The following is a 17,066-nucleotide window of genomic DNA, read 5'->3' as shown; positions in this document are numbered from 1 at the left end:
TTTCAATTTGCTTCCAATGGATGGTTGAAGTTGTCTTTAAAAGGCAGTACACTAGAACTATAGCTTTTCAATAGAAAGCTAGGACACCTGATAGCGAGCAAGTGCTGTGAGCCATTGCGATAAAACCCAAGCCCAATGCCTCATGTCTCTTTCTCTGCACCATCAGGCTTTAAAAAGGTTTTCTGTGAAGGGAAAAAATTCCCTGTACAGGAAACCTTTTTATTTTTAGTGTAGCGGTAATTTCATCGGGTAAAGAGGAATAGGAAAAAAATATTGCACTTTTTTCGAAAACACTTATACTTTTTTAAGTGGATTTTATTCAGAATGAAAAGGAGTTTGATTATAGATGGCAGGATTTTGGTATACAGAAAAACAAACAGAGAATTTCGGGATTACGATGAAGATCAACAAGACGCTTCACACGGAACAAACGGAATTTCAATTTCTTGAAATGGCAGAAACAGCGGAATGGGGCAATATGCTGTTCTTGGACGGCATGGTCATGACTTCTGAAAAAGACGAGTTTGTCTATCACGAAATGGTCGCGCATGTTCCGTTGTTTACGCACCCGAACCCGGAGAACGTATTAGTAGTTGGCGGGGGAGATGGCGGTGTCATCCGTGAGATCCTGAAACACCCGTCTGTCAAAAAAGCAACACTTGTCGATATTGACGGAAAAGTCATCGAGTACTCGAAAAAATTCCTGCCAAGCATTGCGTCAGGTTTGGAAGATTCACGCGTTGAAGTGATCGTCGGAGACGGCTTTATGCATATCGCTGAATCTGACAACGAATTTGACGTTATCATGGTTGATTCAACTGAACCGGTCGGACCGGCAGTGAATCTGTTCTCGAAAGGCTTCTATGCGGGTATTTCGAAAGCCTTGAAAGAAGATGGTATTTTCGTGGCGCAATCCGATAACCCTTGGTTTAAAGCAGATTTGATCAAGCAAGTTCAACGTGATGTTCAAGAAATTTTCCCTATCACGAAGCTTTATTTGGCGAATATCCCTACTTACCCAAGCGGTTTATGGGCATTCACAATCGGTTCGAAAAAATACAATCCGTTAGAAGTTCCAGCTGAACGCTTCCATGAAATCGACACGAAGTACTACACTCCTGAGTTGCATAATGCCGCTTTCGTATTGCCGAAATTCGTGAAAGAGTTAACAGGAGAATAAACAATGAGATTTGACGAAACCTATTCAGGAAAAGTATTCATCAAAAGCCATCCGAATTACGAAGAATCAAAAGCCGTTCTTTACGGCATGCCGATGGACTGGACGGTCAGCTACCGTCCAGGGTCTCGTTTTGGCCCAAACAAAATTCGTGAAGTGTCAATCGGTCTGGAAGAATACAGCCCGTATCTTGACCGCGAACTAGGAGACGTAAAGTTTTTTGATGCGGGCGATATTCCGTTGCCATTCGGCAATCCGGAAAAAAGCTTAGCGGAAATCGAAACTTACGTTCACACACTTTTAGCTGATAATAAAATCCCAGTGGGTATGGGCGGCGAGCATTTAGTGTCATTGCCAGTCATGAAAGCAGTCGCCAGCAAATACGACGACTTAGCAATCATTCATTTTGATGCGCACACAGACCTTCGCGAAAACTACGAAGGCGAAGAATATTCGCACTCAACACCAATCCGTAAAATTGCGGATCGCATTGGACCGAAGAATGTTTATTCATTTGGCATCCGTTCAGGAATGAAAGAAGAATTTGATTGGGCGAAAGAACAAGGCATGCACATTTCAAAATTTGAAGTACTCGAGCCTTTAAAAGAAATATTGCCAACACTCGAAGGACGGAACGTTTATGTCACAATCGATATGGACGTATTAGATCCTGCGCACGCACCGGGCACGGGCACAGTCGACGCAGGTGGTATCACGTCTCGCGAATTACTAGCTTCTATCCATGCCATTGCAGCATCAGGCGTCAACGTCGTCGGTTTTGATTTGGTAGAACTAGCACCTGTCTACGATCACTCCGATCAAACCGCCAACACAGCAAGCAAGCTGATGCGCGAAATGATTTTGGGTTGGGTTAAGTAAGAAAAGCGCAAGCGGCTGTTCAGTCCCGACAGGCTTAAGGCAGAACACGCAGGAAATCCTGATTTCCGAAGTGGGTTGACTTATGCCCCAAAGAGCTAGACGCTGGAATATTGCTAATAGAAAGTCGACCTGGAAAGTTCCGGGTCGACTTTTTTGTTCTTTTTAATTATGGGAGATCAGAGAAATAGGTAAATACTTAAAGGCTCCAAAATTAGAATCTTTCATTTGAAAACGGTAAGATAAGAAAGACTAATTATCTGGAAGAGGTGCTAACAATGGAACTTTATAAATGGACGGGCCATCGCGATCAGGCAGTGAAGCTGATGGCGAACCTGGCAAATGCACGCCTGATTTACCTGGTGAATGATGATGAAGCGGTACTACTCTATGAAGCTGAAGGTGGGCCTGGTCTACAGGGAGCGGAATCCTATGAGGTGCTGAATGCTGTGGGGGATATCAACGACGGCTACTATGCGGTGTTCAATAATATTCCGGTGACAGAAGATGGGCGGGAGCTTTTCGAGTCGCGCTTCCAGAATAGAGCGGGAATGGTTGAGAAAGAACCTGGTTTTGCAGCCATCCGCGTATTGCGTCCGTTGAATTCGGACACCTATGCCATTTTGACGTTATGGAAAGACGAGCAATCGTTCAAAGATTGGCAGGAATCGCAGGCGTACGGTCATGCACATGCTAAGCGTGGTACAGCGGAAGGCATCGACAAACGCCCGAATATTTTTCCGCGCCCTTCTTTTGTAACGACCTATATGAGATAAGTAAATCTTAATTTTTTGTATGGAGGAAATCAACAGAGCGTATATCAGTCCTATTCGATATACTCATTGTTTTAATCGGGTCGGATTGTTCAAGCTAGACAGCAAACTTAACGAGAAAACTGGTGAGAAATTGGGGTTGATGAGAAAAAATAGAAAAATGAACGGTCTCCTCAATTGGAGACTGTTTTTTAGTCGTTGAACGAACCTGAAGCCAGAACTTTTAGAGGGAGACGTTTAGTAACGAGTGATAGGAGATATAGAGAAAGTAAACAATCGAACAGAGAGGAAAGTGGCCTATGCATTAGTTTGATGAGGTGTTCATCCAAATTTTAATTTTATTGGCCATTGCGATAACAGTCGTCGGTATCGCAAGAAAAATCAATCAACCCGATACAATCGCGCTGGTTCTAGTGGGTCTTTTCTTGGGAACCACCAGCTTACCATTTCCTTTCATTGACCAGGCGGAAGAATTCATTACCCAATCGGAAGTTTTTCAAGTGATCATCATTTCCTTGTTTTTACCTATTCTGCTCGGAGATGCTACGTTAAAGCTTCCATTTCATCATTTGTATAAGCGAAAAGGGACAGTTATTGGACTTGCGCTGGGTGGGACCTTCCTATCTTTTGTCTTGATCGGTTTCTCGACCCATCTGCTTATTGGCTTGCCTCTTGCAGTAGCTTTTACGTTTGCTGCTTTAATGAGCGCAACCGATCCAATCAGTGTATTATCCATCTTTAAATCAGCTGGGGTTTCAGAAAAGATTTCAACAATTATGGAAGGAGAATCTCTTTTCAATGATGGAATCGCCATTGTTCTCTTTCAAATTTCGTCTGTCTATTTGCTGACTTATATTGAAATGGGATGGGCAGGTTTAGGGAGCGGAGTCTGGCTGTTTCTTCGTTTTGCTGTAGGGGGGATACTGGTCGGAGTGATCCTTGGTTTCCTCTTTTCACAGGTGATCCGCTTTTATGACGATTATCCTTTTGAAATTGCGATTTCCACATTATTGTTTTTTGGCAGTTACTTTATCGCCGAACACCTTCACATATCAGGAATAATCGCTGTAGTAGCAGGAGGATTTGTCTTTAACGATTATGGAGGAAAAATCGGGATGTCCGAGACGACGAAACGCAATATTAATTCATTCTGGGACGTCATTACCCTTATCGCAAATTCACTCATCTTTTTAATTATCGGACTGGAAATTCGCAATATCGATTTTTCTGGCCAATGGCCGATTATTCTATTAGCCATTGTTATCGTTATTGCGGCGAGAGTCATTGCTCTGTTCTTCAGCACAATGCCCGCCAAATCTTTGAATCAGAAAGAACGGATTTTATTGAATTGGGGCGGACTGAAAGGCAGTTTGTCGATTGCTTTGGCTTTAAGTCTTCCAACAGATTTCGAAGGACGTGAAACGATTTTGCTGCTGACTTTTGCTGTCGTCCTTTTTTCTTTGGTAGTCCAGGGCTTAACAATCAAACCGCTGATTAAAAAACTGGGGCTGCAGGAAAAATAAGAGGCAATCGATTGTTTGGGAAAAAAGTGAATTATGTGTAAACGAGCCGATCCAGAAATTTGTGGATCGGCTTTTATAATAGAGCTGCAACTCACTGCGCTCCGGTAAAAAGATCTGGAGCAAACAATGTTGTGCCGTATTGAAAAAGCCGGGTGAATCGGGCTATAATGAAAAGGTTATTATTTGACGGGGAGGCGGAGAGCATGCAAAAAACAGTGACGATCAAACTGACGACGACGATCCGCCAGCCGGATATGGAAGAGCAAGTGATGGTGCTGGAATCTCACGGAACGTTGACGGAAAAAAACAAGCTGCGCTATCTGCAATATATGGAGCAGCAGGACGATCTTGAAATCCGGACGACCGTCAAACTTCAGGAAGATGAAGCAGTGATCATGAGAAGCGGCGGCCTGCAGATGCGGCTACCTTTTTTATTACATAAAGAACAAACTGGCAATCTGACGAATGGACAAGGATCATTTATGCTGACGACGAAAGCGCATGAGCTGTTGATCAGCGATACACGATTCAAGGTCCGATACGATATGGCGTTAGGGTCAGAACATGTCGGCGAATACGAAATGGAAATACAGTTTATGGAGGCTAAATGATGAATGCAGTAGAAAAAGTTCAGCACGCGATCAAGACAGCATTTGCGGAAGCGATTGAAAAAGCAGAATTGACGAACGAACCGGTTGAAGTTCGCCTCGAATCGCCAAAAGACAAAGCGAATGGCGATTACGCTACGAATATTGCCATGCAATTAACGCGTTTGGCGAAAAAGCCACCTCGTGCAATTGCAGAAGCGATTGTAGAAAATCTCGACAAAAATGCGGCGAATATTCAAACAGTAGAAATTGCTGGACCTGGATTTATCAATATCACCATCAAAAAAGATTATTTGCAAGATGTTGTGCAAACTGTGCTGGAGCAAGGCGCTGATTACGGCCGTTCAACAGCAGGTGCTGGCGAACGCATTCAAGTGGAATTCGTATCGGCTAACCCAACCGGCGATCTGCATTTGGGTCACGCTCGCGGATCTTCAGTTGGCGATTCACTGTGTAATGTATTAAATCTTGCAGGATACGAAGTTTCTCGCGAATATTACATCAACGATGCTGGCAACCAAATCAACAACTTGGCGTTGTCGATCGAAGCACGTTATTTTGAAGCACTCGGCAAAGGCGACAGTATGCCAGAAGATGGCTACCGCGGACAAGATATTAAAGATATCGCAAGTGATCTAGTCAAAGAACACGGCGAAAAATTTGTCAGCATGACTCATGAAGAGCGCTTTGAAGCATTCCGCCAGCACGGTTTGAAAGTCGAATTGGCAAAATTGCAGCAGGACCTTGCGGATTTTCGTGTGGAATTTGACGTCTGGTACCCTGAATCGTCTCTTTACAAAAACGGTAAGATCGACGATGCCTTGGCTAAACTGCGCGCAAACGGCCATGTCTATGAAGAAGACGGCGCCACTTGGTTCCGTTCGACGACTTTCGGAGACGACAAGGACCGTGTGCTGATCAAGAACGATGGCACGTACACATACTTGATGCCTGACGTCGCTTACCACGAAGATAAGTTGCAGCGCGGCTTTGGTAAGCTCATCAATGTCTGGGGGGCAGATCACCACGGCTATATTCCGCGCATGAAAGCAGCGATCCAAGCACTCGGTTATGACCGCGACACACTTGAAGTGAGCATTATCCAAATGGTGCAATTGTACAAAGACGGCGAAAAAATGAAAATGAGCAAACGTACCGGTAAAGCAGTAACGATGCGCGAACTGGTCGAATTAGTCGGCTTGGATGCAGTCCGTTATTTTTTTGCAATGCGCTCTGGCGATTCTCATATGGACTTCGATTTGGATTTGGCTGTTTCACAATCCAATGAAAATCCAGTTTACTACTCGCAATATGCTCACGCTCGGATCTCTTCAATTCTGCGCCAAGCAGAAGAGCAAGGCTTATTGGCATCAGAAGAGTATTTGAATTTATTGACTTCTGAAAAAGAAATTGATGTCCTGAAGAAAATCGGTGATTTCCCACAAGTAATCGCGGATGCGGCCAAACAGCGCGCACCTCACCGAATCACTACGTACATTCATGAATTGGCGTCACATTTCCATAGCTTCTATAACGCCAATAAAGTATTGGATGCATCAAACGCTGAAATGACAAGTGCTCGTTTAGCGTTAATCACAGCTGTGAAAACAACTTTAGCTAATGCATTGAAAACAGTCGGTGTCAAAGCTCCTGAAAAAATGTAAGAGACAGTCAATCATTTATGTGTATAATGAAGACAAGAAATAGAATATGATAATGATTCATAAAGGTGCTTATGTCTAAGAACATGAGTTAAAAGGGAAGCCGGTTTAACTCCGGCGCGGTCCCGCCACTGTATGTGAGAGGAATCTGCAAAATGCCACTGAAGCAACGCTTTGGGAAGGTGCAGAAACCGGTGATCACAAGCCAGGAGACCTGCCTTTATGACAACACACCCATATGCCTGCGAGGAAAGGCTGGATGCGCATGCTTTTTTATGGCGTCCTTTCAATCTCTCGCAGAACGTTGCGGGGGATTTTGTGTTTTTATGAATTGTGGATAGGGAACCAACCAGCTCCGCTTTCGGGCGAGCGACAAGCCTCCTTAGTCGCTTTGCTCCTTGCGGGGTCTTGTCTGTCTCGCTGTCCCGCGGGAGTCTCCACTGGTTTGTTCCCTATTTCAACATGTGACAAATAAAGAAGTAGATTTTTGGTAAAGAAGCTGAGGATTTTTTATCAAAAAGAACGAAAGGTGGCGACTCCTGCGTCCTTGGCAATTGGCATCCAGTTGCATGACCCACATGCTGTGGGCCTAAAGCATCCGCCTTGAGTGATTTCTTCGTTTTTTCACTCTTAGTTAAGTTACTGGTTCAACTAGCACTAAAATAGTATAAGGAAGTATAGCGAAGCGGCTCATCTTACCGCAACAAAATAACGATACTACTACTAAAGGGGATTTTATTGATGAAAAATTTTTGGAAGTTTGGTGCAACAGCAGGATTGGCTGCAGTTTTAATGGCAGGATGCGGAGAGACGGCAACGCCAGAAGAAGCACAAGATGTCGAAACGCCAGCAGAACCACCGACAGAAGTAGCGGAGGTTGAATTTCCTGTAACATTGACGGACGCAGTTGGCGATGAAGTTGTTATTGAAGAAGAGCCTAAAGCAATTGTCTCAATGATTCCATCAAATACAGAAATCGCCTATGAATTAGGACTGGGTGAAAAAATAGTTGGCGTTTCAGATTTCGACAATTATCCAGAAGAAACCACAGATATTGAAAAAATCGGCGGTCAGGAATTCAATGTGGAAAAAATCATTAGCCTTCAGCCGGACTTAGTACTGGCGCATGAATCTGGTCTAGGTGTTGGCGATGCTGGATTGCAACAATTACGCGATGCCGGCGTCGGAGTATTCGTCGTCCAAAATGCGGCTAGTTTTGAAGAAGTCTATGATTCGATTACAACAATCGCACAAGCGACAGGTAGTATGGAAGAAGCGGACAGCTTAGTATCAGAAATGGAAGTCCAAGTGGCTGAAATCGAAGAACTTGCATCGACAATTGAAGAGCCGAAAACCGTCTTTTTAGAAGTCGGCAGCCAGCCGGATATTTTCACAACAGGGAGCGGAACCTTCATGGATGAAATGCTGACGCTCATCAATGCCGAGAATGTAGCTGGTGATTTAAAAGGTTGGGTCAGTATGGACCCGGAAGCCATTGTTGCGGCCGATCCTGACGTCATCATTACAACAGAAGGCGGCTATGTTGAAGATGCAGTCGGTCAAATCAAGTCACGCAGCGGTTTTGCGGAAGTAGCTGCTGTTAAAGCTGACGCTGTTTACAGCTTGGATTCGGATATGCTCACCCGTTCAGGTCCACGCTTGTCGGAAGGTTTGATGGAAATGGCGCAAGCAGTTTATCCTGATGTTTTTAATGAGTAAAAATGTTCTGGCATACAGCGTCTCGCTGCTGATCTTAATAGGTGCCGTATTGTTGGGGGTAACGGTCGGAACGGTATCTATTTCCCCAGTGGTACTATGGAATCCTTCATCGGACGAAGCAGCGGCTAATATTTTATGGAATATCCGTATGCCTCGTGTGATTTTGGCAGGACTCGTCGGTGCGGCACTGGCAATTGCTGGTGCCGCATTCCAAGGGCTTCTGAAAAATCCATTAGCCGATCCTTACACCCTGGGAGTGTCTTCCGGTGCCTCAGTCGGCGCTGTGATGACGCTCTTTTTTGGGATTTCCATTCCGTTTTTAGGCCCATTCACTTTGCCGGTTATGAGTATGATCGGTGCCTTGTTGACAATGTTTGCCGTCATGAGTTTTGCAAAGATGGTGGATCGTTCTATGAAAATGGAGACTGTTATTTTGACCGGTATCATCTTTAGTTCATTTCTCGGCTCGATCATTTCACTGATGATTGCATTGACTGGAGAAGAGTTGCGCCAAATCATCGGCTGGCTTCTAGGTAGTGTATCAATGCGTGGATGGCCATATGTGCGAATGGCACTGCCTTTCGTATTAATTGGGTCATTCATTCTGTGGCTGAAGCGCCGTGAACTGAATGCCATGTTGTTTGGCGAAGAACGGGCTCAGCATCTGGGAGTAGATGTCAAAAAGAGCAAAATGACGATTTTGATTGGGGGGTCAGTACTAACAGGCGCAGCTGTTTCAGTTTCTGGGACGATTGGCTTTGTCGGATTGGTAGTTCCGCATATGACCCGTTTATTGTGGGGATCGGATCACCGCCACGTTTTGCCTTTGTCATTTATTAACGGTGCCGCTCTTTTGATCGTCTGTGATTTAGTATCACGAACGATTATCTCGCCAACAGAGTTGCCAATTGGTGTCATTACTGCGTTTATCGGCGCACCGGTATTTGCCTTTATCTTTTTCCGGCAGCGCAAAGGAGGGGTTTAACAATGCTTGAAATAAATGGTCTAACAGGTGGCTACGGTGATAAAAATATCGTAAGAGATGTATCTTTTACTGTGAAGAAAGGCTCTATTCTCGGTATTTTAGGGCCGAACGGTAGCGGCAAATCGACCTTAATGAAATTAATTAGCGGTGTATTGCGAGCTGAAGGCGGAGAAGTCCGAATCGGAGGTACGTCGATCGCAGATTTTTCAGCAAAAGAACTGGCCAAAAAAATGGCCGTATTGCCTCAATTACATACGCACGCTTTTTCACATACCGTCCGGGAAACAGTATCACTTGGTAGATATCCTCATCAAGGTGGCTGGTTTTCTTCCTGGTCGGAAAAAGATGAGTATGCTGTCATGGAAGCGATGCGTTTGATGGATATCAATCATTACGAACAAACTCAAATCGACCGAATGTCTGGCGGCGAACAACAACGTGTTTTTGTGGCACAAGCATTAGCGCAAGATGCTGGCATTTTACTATTAGATGAACCAACTAACCACTTAGATATCAACCATCAAAAGGAATTGCTCGATACCATTAAAAAGCAAGCCATTGAAAAAGAGTTAACCATTGTTTCTATTTTTCACGATATCAATTTAGCGTCCATGTATTGCGATCAATTGCTGTTGCTCGACCGGGGCCAAGTTGTCCGGATCGGTGAACCACATGAAGTGGTTCGAGAACAAGACATCAGAGCAGTTTATCATACACGAGTCAGCAATCATCCGCATCCGGAATTGCCGAAGCCACAAATTACTTTATTGCCAGGCGTCAAAAACGCTTCAGCCATCGCCCTGATTCGTGCAGAAGAATTTCAGATTTCTAAAGAAATGGTGTTGTATCAAAGTCCTATTCCGTTAAAAACGGTTTCTTCGGCAGTCGTCAATGCAGGTTCTGGATGGTTCCGAAATTTCATGAACCGACACGTGGATGCTTTCTATAATGTAGATGATAGCGTTCAAGAAATGACTGATTATATTGCAGGTAATGAGTTAAAGACCACGGATACAGTAGGGATGATGACAGCGGTCCAAACGCAGGACGTCATCGTTAAAGAATACGAAGGTCTTTTCGGATCAATCGTCATTGCGGTGACAGCAGGCGTTGGTAACGGCGTGGATGTCTCAAAAGCCGTAGAACGCACGCTGCGTGTTGGTACGATCAACACATGGATCTTGGTTAACGGAATTTTATCGGATGAAGCATTTATCCAAGCCATGATTACTGCGACTGAAGCCAAAACGAAAGCACTTCAGCAAGAGCAAGTTAAAGATCCACTGACCGGTACAATTGCCACCGGAACATCGACCGATAGTTGTTTGGTTGCGGCAACGCAGCAAGGCGAAAAATTGCCATACGCCGGTCCTATTACCGAGCTTGGAAAATTAATTGGCGTGGGCGTTTTTGAGTGCACCGTCGAAGCGCTCAAATTATACGAGCTCGCAAAAGTGAAAAGCTTATGATGTCACACCTCATCGCAATTGCCTTGGGCTTAGCCATCGACCGAATCGTTGGAGACCCACCAAATTGGCCACATCCGGTTCGCTGGATCGGTACAGCAATTCGCAAGCTGACCAATCGATGGAATCATGGACCGAACAATTTTCGAAATGGCTTTTTGTTGCTAGGAACTATTGCCTTTACGGTGTTTCTAATCGTTTACGCATTTGTCGCACTGGCTTATTCGGTGAATATCTTTGCAGGAATTGCCCTGGAAGCCCTGTTCATCGCTTCAGGACTGGCCCAGAAAAGTTTGAAAGATGCAGCCATGGATGTTTACAATCCGCTGATGAATAAAAAAATTGCCTTAGCACGTGAAAAATTGTCATGGATCGTCGGCAGAGATACAGCTGATTTGAATGAAAGTGAAATTACGCGAGGCGTTGTTGAAACAGTTTCTGAAAATACCAGCGATGGTGTGACAGCACCATTATTTTGGGCATTTTTGCTTGGAGCACCTGGGTTATGGCTGTATAAAGCGGTCAATACACTCGATTCAATGGTCGGTTATCAGAATGAAGAATATGAGAAATTCGGCTTTGCTTCAGCAAAAGCCGATGATATGCTGAATTTCATTCCAAGCCGTTTAACAGGCTTTTTGATTTTGGTCATGACAGAAAATAAACAGACACTTTCCTTACGTCAGCGCTTTGCAAAGTGGCTACAGGATGCGCCAAAGCACCCAAGCCCGAACAGTGGCTGGCTAGAAGCAGCAACTGCCGTGCAATTGGGTATTGAGCTTGGCGGGGTGAATCGTTACCGTGGAGTCGAGTCCTATCGTGCGCGTATGGGGACGTCCGTTTATCCTTTAGAAGCACATCATATTCATGAGGCTGTCAGTCATATGCAACGAGTCACTATCGGTTTTTTTATTTTATTCGCTTTAGGAGGAGTTTTGCTTGGAATTGCCTAATCACGGAGCTAATCCGCTGCGCCTATATAAACAGGCCGGAATCATCCCGCCTCAACAGATTTTGGATTTCAGTGAAAATGTCCATCCATTCGGAGCACCTGCATTTTTAGCGGAACAATGGCCCGAAATGCTGAAAAAAGTTGGCTCCTATCCAGATCCGGACGGCGAGCCATTTCGTACAAAGGCTGCAGAATTTCATCAGGTCACAGGTAGTCAATTGGCTGTAGGAAACGGCGGAGCCGAGGTTTTCACTTGGTTGGCTAGAAGATACCGAAATCAGAGAGTGGTATTGGTCGAACCTGCATTTTCTGAATATCGTCAGACGCTAGAAGCGGAAAATGTCCAGATAGAAGCGATTCAGCTAGGACCGGAAAACGGCTGGCGATTAACGCTAGAAAATCTTGAACCTGCAATTCTGAACTGCACGGCACTATATATCTGCAACCCGCAGAATCCTACAGGCATCTTGTTAGAAATCAAAACTCTCAAAGAAATGGCGCAAGCTTGTCTAGAAAAAAACTGCGAGCTGGTGCTTGATGAAGCCTTTATCGATTTTGTTGGAGAACAGGCTTCTTTTATACCGTTTTTGGAAGAATATCCGAATGTCATTGTTGTTCGCTCGATGACCAAGATGTATGCTATACCGGGATTGCGACTGGGCTATGTGGTTAGTCAGACCGAAAAAATCCATCAATTAAAGCAAGGAGCGGCGCACTGGAACGTTAATGCTTTATCCGCTGCCATTGGTGCCGATTGCCTGATGGCCAGCGCTTATCGGCGAAAGGTCATCGAGGCGGCTACAAATGAACGACAGAAAATGCAGCAGTTTTTCGCAGCTAACCATTGTCGGATAAGTGATTCTGCAGTTAATTTTTTGTCGTTTCAGCTGCCAAATCCTAATGACTCTCCAGCGTTCTTCGTAGACCTGTTAAAGAAAGGCATCGTCTTGAGACATACTGAATCGTTCAGAGGAATGGACGGCAAATGGTTTCGAATTGGCATGAAATCGCCAGAAAAGATGGAAAAACTTCGGGAGGCGATTGCGGGATGGCTCGAGGCGAATTAATTTTTATTAGCGGCGGTGTCCGCAGTGGCAAAAGCGCCTACGCAGAAAGTGTTGCACGTGCTTCTGGAAAAGGTCGGAAAGTCTATTTGGCTAGTGGACAAGCCTATGATGAAGAAATGAAAGAGCGGATTGAACGTCACCGAAAAGATCGTCAGCAAGACGGGTGGCTAACAATTGAACAAGCCTACAGTATGGAAAGTGTTTTAGAGAAGCTTACGCCCGACGACTTGGTACTATGGGATTGCGTGACGACTTGGCTTGCTAATGAACTTTATGAAGGCTGGGAAACAGGGGGAACGTGTGCTAACACGGTAGGTTGCATGGAACAGAAATGGAGTAAGTTGCAAGAGACAATTCTGGAAATGATGAACACAGTCCATTCGTTGACAATCGTCTCAAATGAAGTGTTGGACGACTTTGTGCGGGATGAACTGTACCAAAGCTGGCTCGGGCGTATCCACATTTGGCTCGTTCAGCAAGCCGATCGAGCGTTTGAGATGGAAAACGGTTTGTCATTTAGAAGGAAGTGAAAAAATGCGCGGAATAATGATTCAAGGAACCGCTTCAGATGTTGGGAAGAGCATGATTTGCACAGCTTTTTGTCGAATTCTTTCTGATAAAGGATTCGAAGTGGCTCCTTTTAAATCGCAGAACATGTCGAACAACTCATATGTCACAGTACTTGGCGAAGAGATTGGCCGCGCGCAAGGTGTTCAGGCGGAAGCGGCACGTATTTTAGCAACTGTAGACATGAACCCAATTTTGCTGAAACCTGAAAGTGGTATGAAGTCTCAAGTAATTTTGTTCGGCAAAAAAATCGAAACGATGGATGGCATGGATTACCGAGCGCAGTTTTATGAAAAAGGACTAGCGGCAATCGATCACGCTTTGGCAAATCTGAAAAAAAACTTTACGCATTTGGTCATTGAAGGAGCTGGCAGTCCCGCCGAAGTCAATTTGAACGATCGGGAACTGGTCAATATGACTGTCGCTAAACGTGCAGATGTTCCAGTGATTTTAGTTGCCGATATTGAACGAGGTGGCGTCTTTGCATCAATTGTCGGAACACTCACCTTAATACCAGAAAAAGAACGCGTAAAGGGTCTAATTATTAATAAATTCAGAGGCGATGTACAGCTTTTTGAAGAGGGTATCCGTTTTCTAGAATTGTATACCGGCATCCCGGTACTCGGGGTCATTCCTTATATGGACAGCCATGAAATCGAGCAGGAGGATTCGCTCGGTGTAGAAGCTGTGCAGCGTTTATCCAGTGTTAAAGGCGGCATTGAGTTGGTCATCTGCAGACATCCCTATATTTCAAATTTCACGGATGTCGAACCGTTTCTGAGTGAGCCGGATATCACCGTTCGCTGGGCAGAAACGGTTGAGAAAATTGGACAGCCGGATATCTTGTTGCTGCCAGGCATAAAAAGCACCATTGCCGATTTGCGGTACTGGAAAGAACAAGGACTTGGAACTAAATTGAGTGAACTGCATGGCAATACATGGATCGTCGGTTTGTGCGGAGGATTTCAAATGTTTGCTGAAACCTTAACAGATCCACAAGGTCACGACGGCACGGCAGTAGAAAATGAAGAAGGATTTAGCATGATTCCAACTATGCGCGTCGATTTTGAAAAACAAAAAAATGTTCAACGACATAGGGGGACAGTGAAGTTTGCAGATGTAGAAGTCGAAGTGTCAGGTTACGAAATTCATCATGGCAAAGTGACAGGGTCTGATTATCCGCTTATGCATTATGGAGATATGGGAGAAGGTTATTTTCATAATCGTCTATTAGGCACACATTTGCATGGATTTTTTCGGGATCTACACTGCCGAACTGCGTTTCTCGCACCCATTCGGAAGCAGAAAAATCTATCAACACCTTCACCTGAAGCAGTAAAGGATCCTTTTGATCGCTGGGCCGAACATGTTAAAAGTCACCTCGACTGGCAGAAAGTCACAGAAATAATGGGAACCGACCAATGAGCCGGCAGGTAAGAACAGGCATTTTATTGGCGCTTCAATTTTTTTCAGTGATCCCAGTGAAAAAACAACTACCAATGGAAAAAGTTCATATTACTACGATGTACACGATGCTGCCACTAGTAGGGATCCTTTTTGGCAGCATTCTAGCAGTGTCGGTCTGGTTGTTACGTGACGCGACGGATGTCAGTTCATTGCTAATCGGCTTTGCAGTTGTCGCAATCGGCATGGCGCTAACCGGCGGATTGCATATGGACGGTCTGGCAGATACGAGTGATGCTTATTTTTCCTATCAGGACCGGGAAAAACGGTTGGATATCATGGGTGATCCACGGATTGGTGCTTTTGGTACGATGGTATTACTACTGGCGATTATCGGAAAAATTATTCTTGTAGCAGAATCGATAGACTCAGTTTCTCTAGTAGTGGTTTTATTCATCCCCGTTTTTTCGAGAATTGGCTTGCTGGCATTGTTTAGCTCAACCAAGTCAGCGAAACCCGATGGACTCGCAGCATTCTTTCAGCGACGGACAAATCATAAGATCGTATGGCTACTCACGATTGCATGGATGATTATCAGTTTTGCTGTGATCGTTTGGAGTACAACTAGTTGGACTGCGCTGATTCTGCTGGTGCTGTTATTTGGTTCACTTTGGCTGTACCGTATTTGGTGTCTAAAGAATTTTGGTGGTGTAACAGGTGATTTGTTCGGTGCTTATGTGGAAGGAGTGGAGATTTTAGTATGGACCAGTCTTTTGTTCTTCGTTTAATTCGCCATGCCGCTACACGAGGCAATCAGCAAAAACGCTATATCGGGTGGACCGATGAATCCATTTTGCCCTTTAGAGCCACGCCTGATTTACAGGTGAAAACAATTATGGGCAGTGATTTAAAGCGGTGTCGAGAAACAGCTGCTGTGTTGTTTCCAAATGCAGTTTACCGAGCGAACAGAGATTTTCGGGAATGTCATTTTGGTCAATGGGAAATGAAAACTTACGACGAGCTGAAGGACAGTCAACTGTATCGTAACTGGATAGATAACCCTTGGCAGATCAGGCCGCCAGATGGTGAAAGTCTCGCTGACATGGCGGAGCGGGTCGAACGAGGTATACGGAAATTGCCAGAAGGCCAGGCGATTACGCTCGTTCTCCACGGCGGACCGATTCGCTACTTGATTGCCGTGGCTTTGGGTGAAAAATTTCAAGACCAAATTGCGCTGCATGGTGGCTGCCACATGTTAACGTGGCAAAGCCGCCAAGCGTTCGAGGAGCATGCATTATGCACATCGTTTTCGGTGGAGCCTTTAACGGCAAACGGCAATACGTAAAAGAGCAATTGAAAAACCACAATGTCGACTGGAATGAAGCCCGGCTACCTGAAATGGCAACTTTAGAAAACGTGGTTATTGCGGGTTTAGAAAATTGGGTGAGACAGCAACTCGAACAAGGTTTTTCAGAACAGTATATGATGGAGCAAGTAAGAAAAATAGCTGGTCAGAAACAGCTGCAGCAAATTTGGGTGCTAACAGATTTGAATCGCGGCATCGTGCCGACTGAACGGATCGAGCGTGAAATGCGCGACGTTCTTGGCCGGTTGTATCAATTTTTATTTCATGAAGCACAAAGTATTACACGAATTTGGTACGGCATTCCACAAACAATAAAAGGGGCGGATCAAGATGAAGATTTATACGAAAACAGGGGATAAAGGGCAAACTAGTTTAATCGGAGCACGCACGGATAAAGATGCACCGCGCGTAGAAGCATATGGCACTATTGACGAAGTGAATTCGTTTATTGGCAAAGCGATGACTGAATTGGCACCTGAAACTTACGCTGATTTATTGGAAGATTTAGAAGCGATACAAAACGAATTATTCGATTGCGGAGGCGATTTAGCTGACGTTCGAAAAGAGCCTAACTTTAAGATGACGGAAGAACCCGTTGAAGTTTTAGAAAAACGCATCGATGAACTAATGGAAGAACCGCCACTACTTGAGCGTTTTATTTTGCCTGGAGGATCACCAGCCGCCGCAACATTGCATATTGCACGTACGATTACACGTCGTGCTGAGCGACAAACGGTGACGTTGATGAAGTCAGGAGAAGAATTTCCGCTAGTAGTTCAACGTTATTTGAACCGTCTGTCGGATTATCTATTTGCGGCATCGCGTGTTGTCAATTCACGTGCTGGTGTGCCAGATAACGAGTATGTTCGTAGCGCTAAAGTCTTTAAGGGCGGCGGACGCGGCAAGAAATCGGCCGAGTAAG

The 17,066-nt window shown here is 44.8% G+C and carries 17 protein-coding genes and 1 riboswitch; all 17 genes read left to right on the top strand.

From position 1 onward, the window contains the following. Positions 1 to 346: 346 nt before the first annotated feature. A complete protein-coding gene (speE, locus tag BBH88_RS14795) occupies positions 347 to 1,180 on the top strand; it encodes a spermidine synthase (RefSeq protein ID WP_006829285.1) in 834 nt (277 codons plus the stop codon). Between the two features lie 3 nt (positions 1,181 to 1,183). Further along, positions 1,184 to 2,056 (top strand): agmatinase, encoded by an 873-nt coding sequence (speB, locus tag BBH88_RS14790; RefSeq protein ID WP_006829284.1) that lies wholly within the window; start codon positions 1,184 to 1,186, stop codon positions 2,054 to 2,056. A gap of 275 nt (positions 2,057 to 2,331) precedes the next feature. Beyond that, complete coding sequence (locus BBH88_RS14785; RefSeq protein ID WP_006829283.1) at positions 2,332 to 2,829, top strand: antibiotic biosynthesis monooxygenase family protein; 498 nt, start codon at positions 2,332 to 2,334, stop codon at positions 2,827 to 2,829. Positions 2,830 to 3,143: 314 nt separating this feature from the next. After that, positions 3,144 to 4,349 carry a cation:proton antiporter gene (locus BBH88_RS14780; RefSeq protein WP_006829282.1) on the top strand — a complete coding sequence of 402 codons (1,206 nt, stop codon included), beginning with the start codon at positions 3,144 to 3,146 and terminating at the stop codon, positions 4,347 to 4,349. Positions 4,350 to 4,552: 203 nt separating this feature from the next. Beyond that, positions 4,553 to 4,960 carry a YwiB family protein gene (locus tag BBH88_RS14775; protein ID WP_006829281.1) on the top strand — a complete coding sequence of 136 codons (408 nt, stop codon included), beginning with the start codon at positions 4,553 to 4,555 and terminating at the stop codon, positions 4,958 to 4,960. Next, on the top strand, positions 4,960 to 6,621 hold the full coding sequence (gene argS, locus BBH88_RS14770) for an arginine--tRNA ligase (protein WP_006829280.1): 1,662 nt from the start codon (positions 4,960 to 4,962) through the stop codon (positions 6,619 to 6,621). Before BBH88_RS14775 ends, argS begins: the two co-directional genes overlap by 1 nt. Before the next feature lie 46 nt (positions 6,622 to 6,667). Then, a riboswitch (cobalamin riboswitch) is annotated at positions 6,668 to 6,854 on the top strand. 505 nt (positions 6,855 to 7,359) lie between these two features. Continuing rightward, positions 7,360 to 8,337 (top strand): ABC transporter substrate-binding protein, encoded by a 978-nt coding sequence (locus BBH88_RS14765; RefSeq protein WP_006829279.1) that lies wholly within the window; start codon positions 7,360 to 7,362, stop codon positions 8,335 to 8,337. Then, positions 8,330 to 9,322, top strand: coding sequence for a FecCD family ABC transporter permease (locus BBH88_RS14760; protein ID WP_040852101.1), 993 nt, complete (start codon positions 8,330 to 8,332; stop codon positions 9,320 to 9,322). Before BBH88_RS14765 ends, BBH88_RS14760 begins: the two co-directional genes overlap by 8 nt. A gap of 2 nt (positions 9,323 to 9,324) precedes the next feature. Continuing rightward, positions 9,325 to 10,791, top strand: coding sequence for an adenosylcobinamide amidohydrolase (locus tag BBH88_RS14755; protein WP_006829277.1), 1,467 nt, complete (start codon positions 9,325 to 9,327; stop codon positions 10,789 to 10,791). Beyond that, entirely contained in the window at positions 10,788 to 11,741 is a 954-nt protein-coding gene (gene cbiB / locus BBH88_RS14750; RefSeq protein ID WP_006829276.1) for an adenosylcobinamide-phosphate synthase CbiB, read from the top strand. The genes BBH88_RS14755 and cbiB overlap by 4 nt, the downstream gene beginning before the upstream one ends. Continuing rightward, entirely contained in the window at positions 11,728 to 12,807 is a 1,080-nt protein-coding gene (locus BBH88_RS14745; protein ID WP_006829275.1) for a pyridoxal phosphate-dependent aminotransferase, read from the top strand. Before cbiB ends, BBH88_RS14745 begins: the two co-directional genes overlap by 14 nt. Next, complete coding sequence (locus tag BBH88_RS14740) at positions 12,789 to 13,337, top strand: bifunctional adenosylcobinamide kinase/adenosylcobinamide-phosphate guanylyltransferase (protein WP_006829274.1); 549 nt, start codon at positions 12,789 to 12,791, stop codon at positions 13,335 to 13,337. Before BBH88_RS14745 ends, BBH88_RS14740 begins: the two co-directional genes overlap by 19 nt. A 4-nt stretch (positions 13,338 to 13,341) precedes the next feature. Beyond that, positions 13,342 to 14,799, top strand: coding sequence for a cobyric acid synthase (locus BBH88_RS14735; protein ID WP_065536591.1), 1,458 nt, complete (start codon positions 13,342 to 13,344; stop codon positions 14,797 to 14,799). Further along, complete coding sequence (gene cobS, locus BBH88_RS14730; RefSeq protein ID WP_006829272.1) at positions 14,796 to 15,566, top strand: adenosylcobinamide-GDP ribazoletransferase; 771 nt, start codon at positions 14,796 to 14,798, stop codon at positions 15,564 to 15,566. Before BBH88_RS14735 ends, cobS begins: the two co-directional genes overlap by 4 nt. Further along, positions 15,539 to 16,123: a histidine phosphatase family protein gene (locus BBH88_RS14725; protein ID WP_006829271.1), complete on the top strand. Its 585-nt coding sequence runs from the start codon at positions 15,539 to 15,541 to the stop codon at positions 16,121 to 16,123. The genes cobS and BBH88_RS14725 overlap by 28 nt, the downstream gene beginning before the upstream one ends. After that, positions 16,075 to 16,503, top strand: coding sequence for a bifunctional adenosylcobinamide kinase/adenosylcobinamide-phosphate guanylyltransferase (locus BBH88_RS14720; RefSeq protein ID WP_006829270.1), 429 nt, complete (start codon positions 16,075 to 16,077; stop codon positions 16,501 to 16,503). The genes BBH88_RS14725 and BBH88_RS14720 overlap by 49 nt, the downstream gene beginning before the upstream one ends. Further along, the gene (locus BBH88_RS14715) at positions 16,475 to 17,065 is read left to right on the top strand and encodes a cob(I)yrinic acid a,c-diamide adenosyltransferase (RefSeq protein ID WP_006829269.1); all 591 of its coding nucleotides are present in this window, start codon (positions 16,475 to 16,477) and stop codon (positions 17,063 to 17,065) included. Before BBH88_RS14720 ends, BBH88_RS14715 begins: the two co-directional genes overlap by 29 nt. Position 17,066 lies beyond the last annotated feature (1 nt).

Source organism: Planococcus antarcticus DSM 14505, assembly GCF_001687565.2.
GTDB lineage: Bacteria > Bacillota > Bacilli > Bacillales_A > Planococcaceae > Planococcus > Planococcus antarcticus.
Note: the sequence above shows the minus strand (reverse complement) of the source record. Positions and strands in the feature narration are given on the sequence as shown.

Bases quoted from the DNA above. Each gene is read 5' to 3' on its own strand.
- speE (WP_006829285.1), top strand. From the start codon at position 347: ATGGCAGGATTTTGGTATACAGAAAAACAAACAGAGAATTTCGGGATT.
- speB (WP_006829284.1), top strand. From the start codon at position 1,184: ATGAGATTTGACGAAACCTATTCAGGAAAAGTATTCATCAAAAGCCAT.
- BBH88_RS14785 (WP_006829283.1), top strand. From the start codon at position 2,332: ATGGAACTTTATAAATGGACGGGCCATCGCGATCAGGCAGTGAAGCTG.
- BBH88_RS14775 (WP_006829281.1), top strand. From the start codon at position 4,553: ATGCAAAAAACAGTGACGATCAAACTGACGACGACGATCCGCCAGCCG.
- argS (WP_006829280.1), top strand. From the start codon at position 4,960: ATGAATGCAGTAGAAAAAGTTCAGCACGCGATCAAGACAGCATTTGCG.
- BBH88_RS14765 (WP_006829279.1), top strand. From the start codon at position 7,360: ATGAAAAATTTTTGGAAGTTTGGTGCAACAGCAGGATTGGCTGCAGTT.
- BBH88_RS14760 (WP_040852101.1), top strand. From the start codon at position 8,330: ATGAGTAAAAATGTTCTGGCATACAGCGTCTCGCTGCTGATCTTAATA.
- BBH88_RS14755 (WP_006829277.1), top strand. From the start codon at position 9,325: ATGCTTGAAATAAATGGTCTAACAGGTGGCTACGGTGATAAAAATATC.
- cbiB (WP_006829276.1), top strand. From the start codon at position 10,788: ATGATGTCACACCTCATCGCAATTGCCTTGGGCTTAGCCATCGACCGA.
- BBH88_RS14740 (WP_006829274.1), top strand. From the start codon at position 12,789: ATGGCTCGAGGCGAATTAATTTTTATTAGCGGCGGTGTCCGCAGTGGC.
- BBH88_RS14735 (WP_065536591.1), top strand. From the start codon at position 13,342: ATGCGCGGAATAATGATTCAAGGAACCGCTTCAGATGTTGGGAAGAGC.
- cobS (WP_006829272.1), top strand. From the start codon at position 14,796: ATGAGCCGGCAGGTAAGAACAGGCATTTTATTGGCGCTTCAATTTTTT.
- BBH88_RS14725 (WP_006829271.1), top strand. From the start codon at position 15,539: ATGGACCAGTCTTTTGTTCTTCGTTTAATTCGCCATGCCGCTACACGA.
- BBH88_RS14720 (WP_006829270.1), top strand. From the start codon at position 16,075: ATGCACATCGTTTTCGGTGGAGCCTTTAACGGCAAACGGCAATACGTA.
- BBH88_RS14715 (WP_006829269.1), top strand. From the start codon at position 16,475: ATGAAGATTTATACGAAAACAGGGGATAAAGGGCAAACTAGTTTAATC.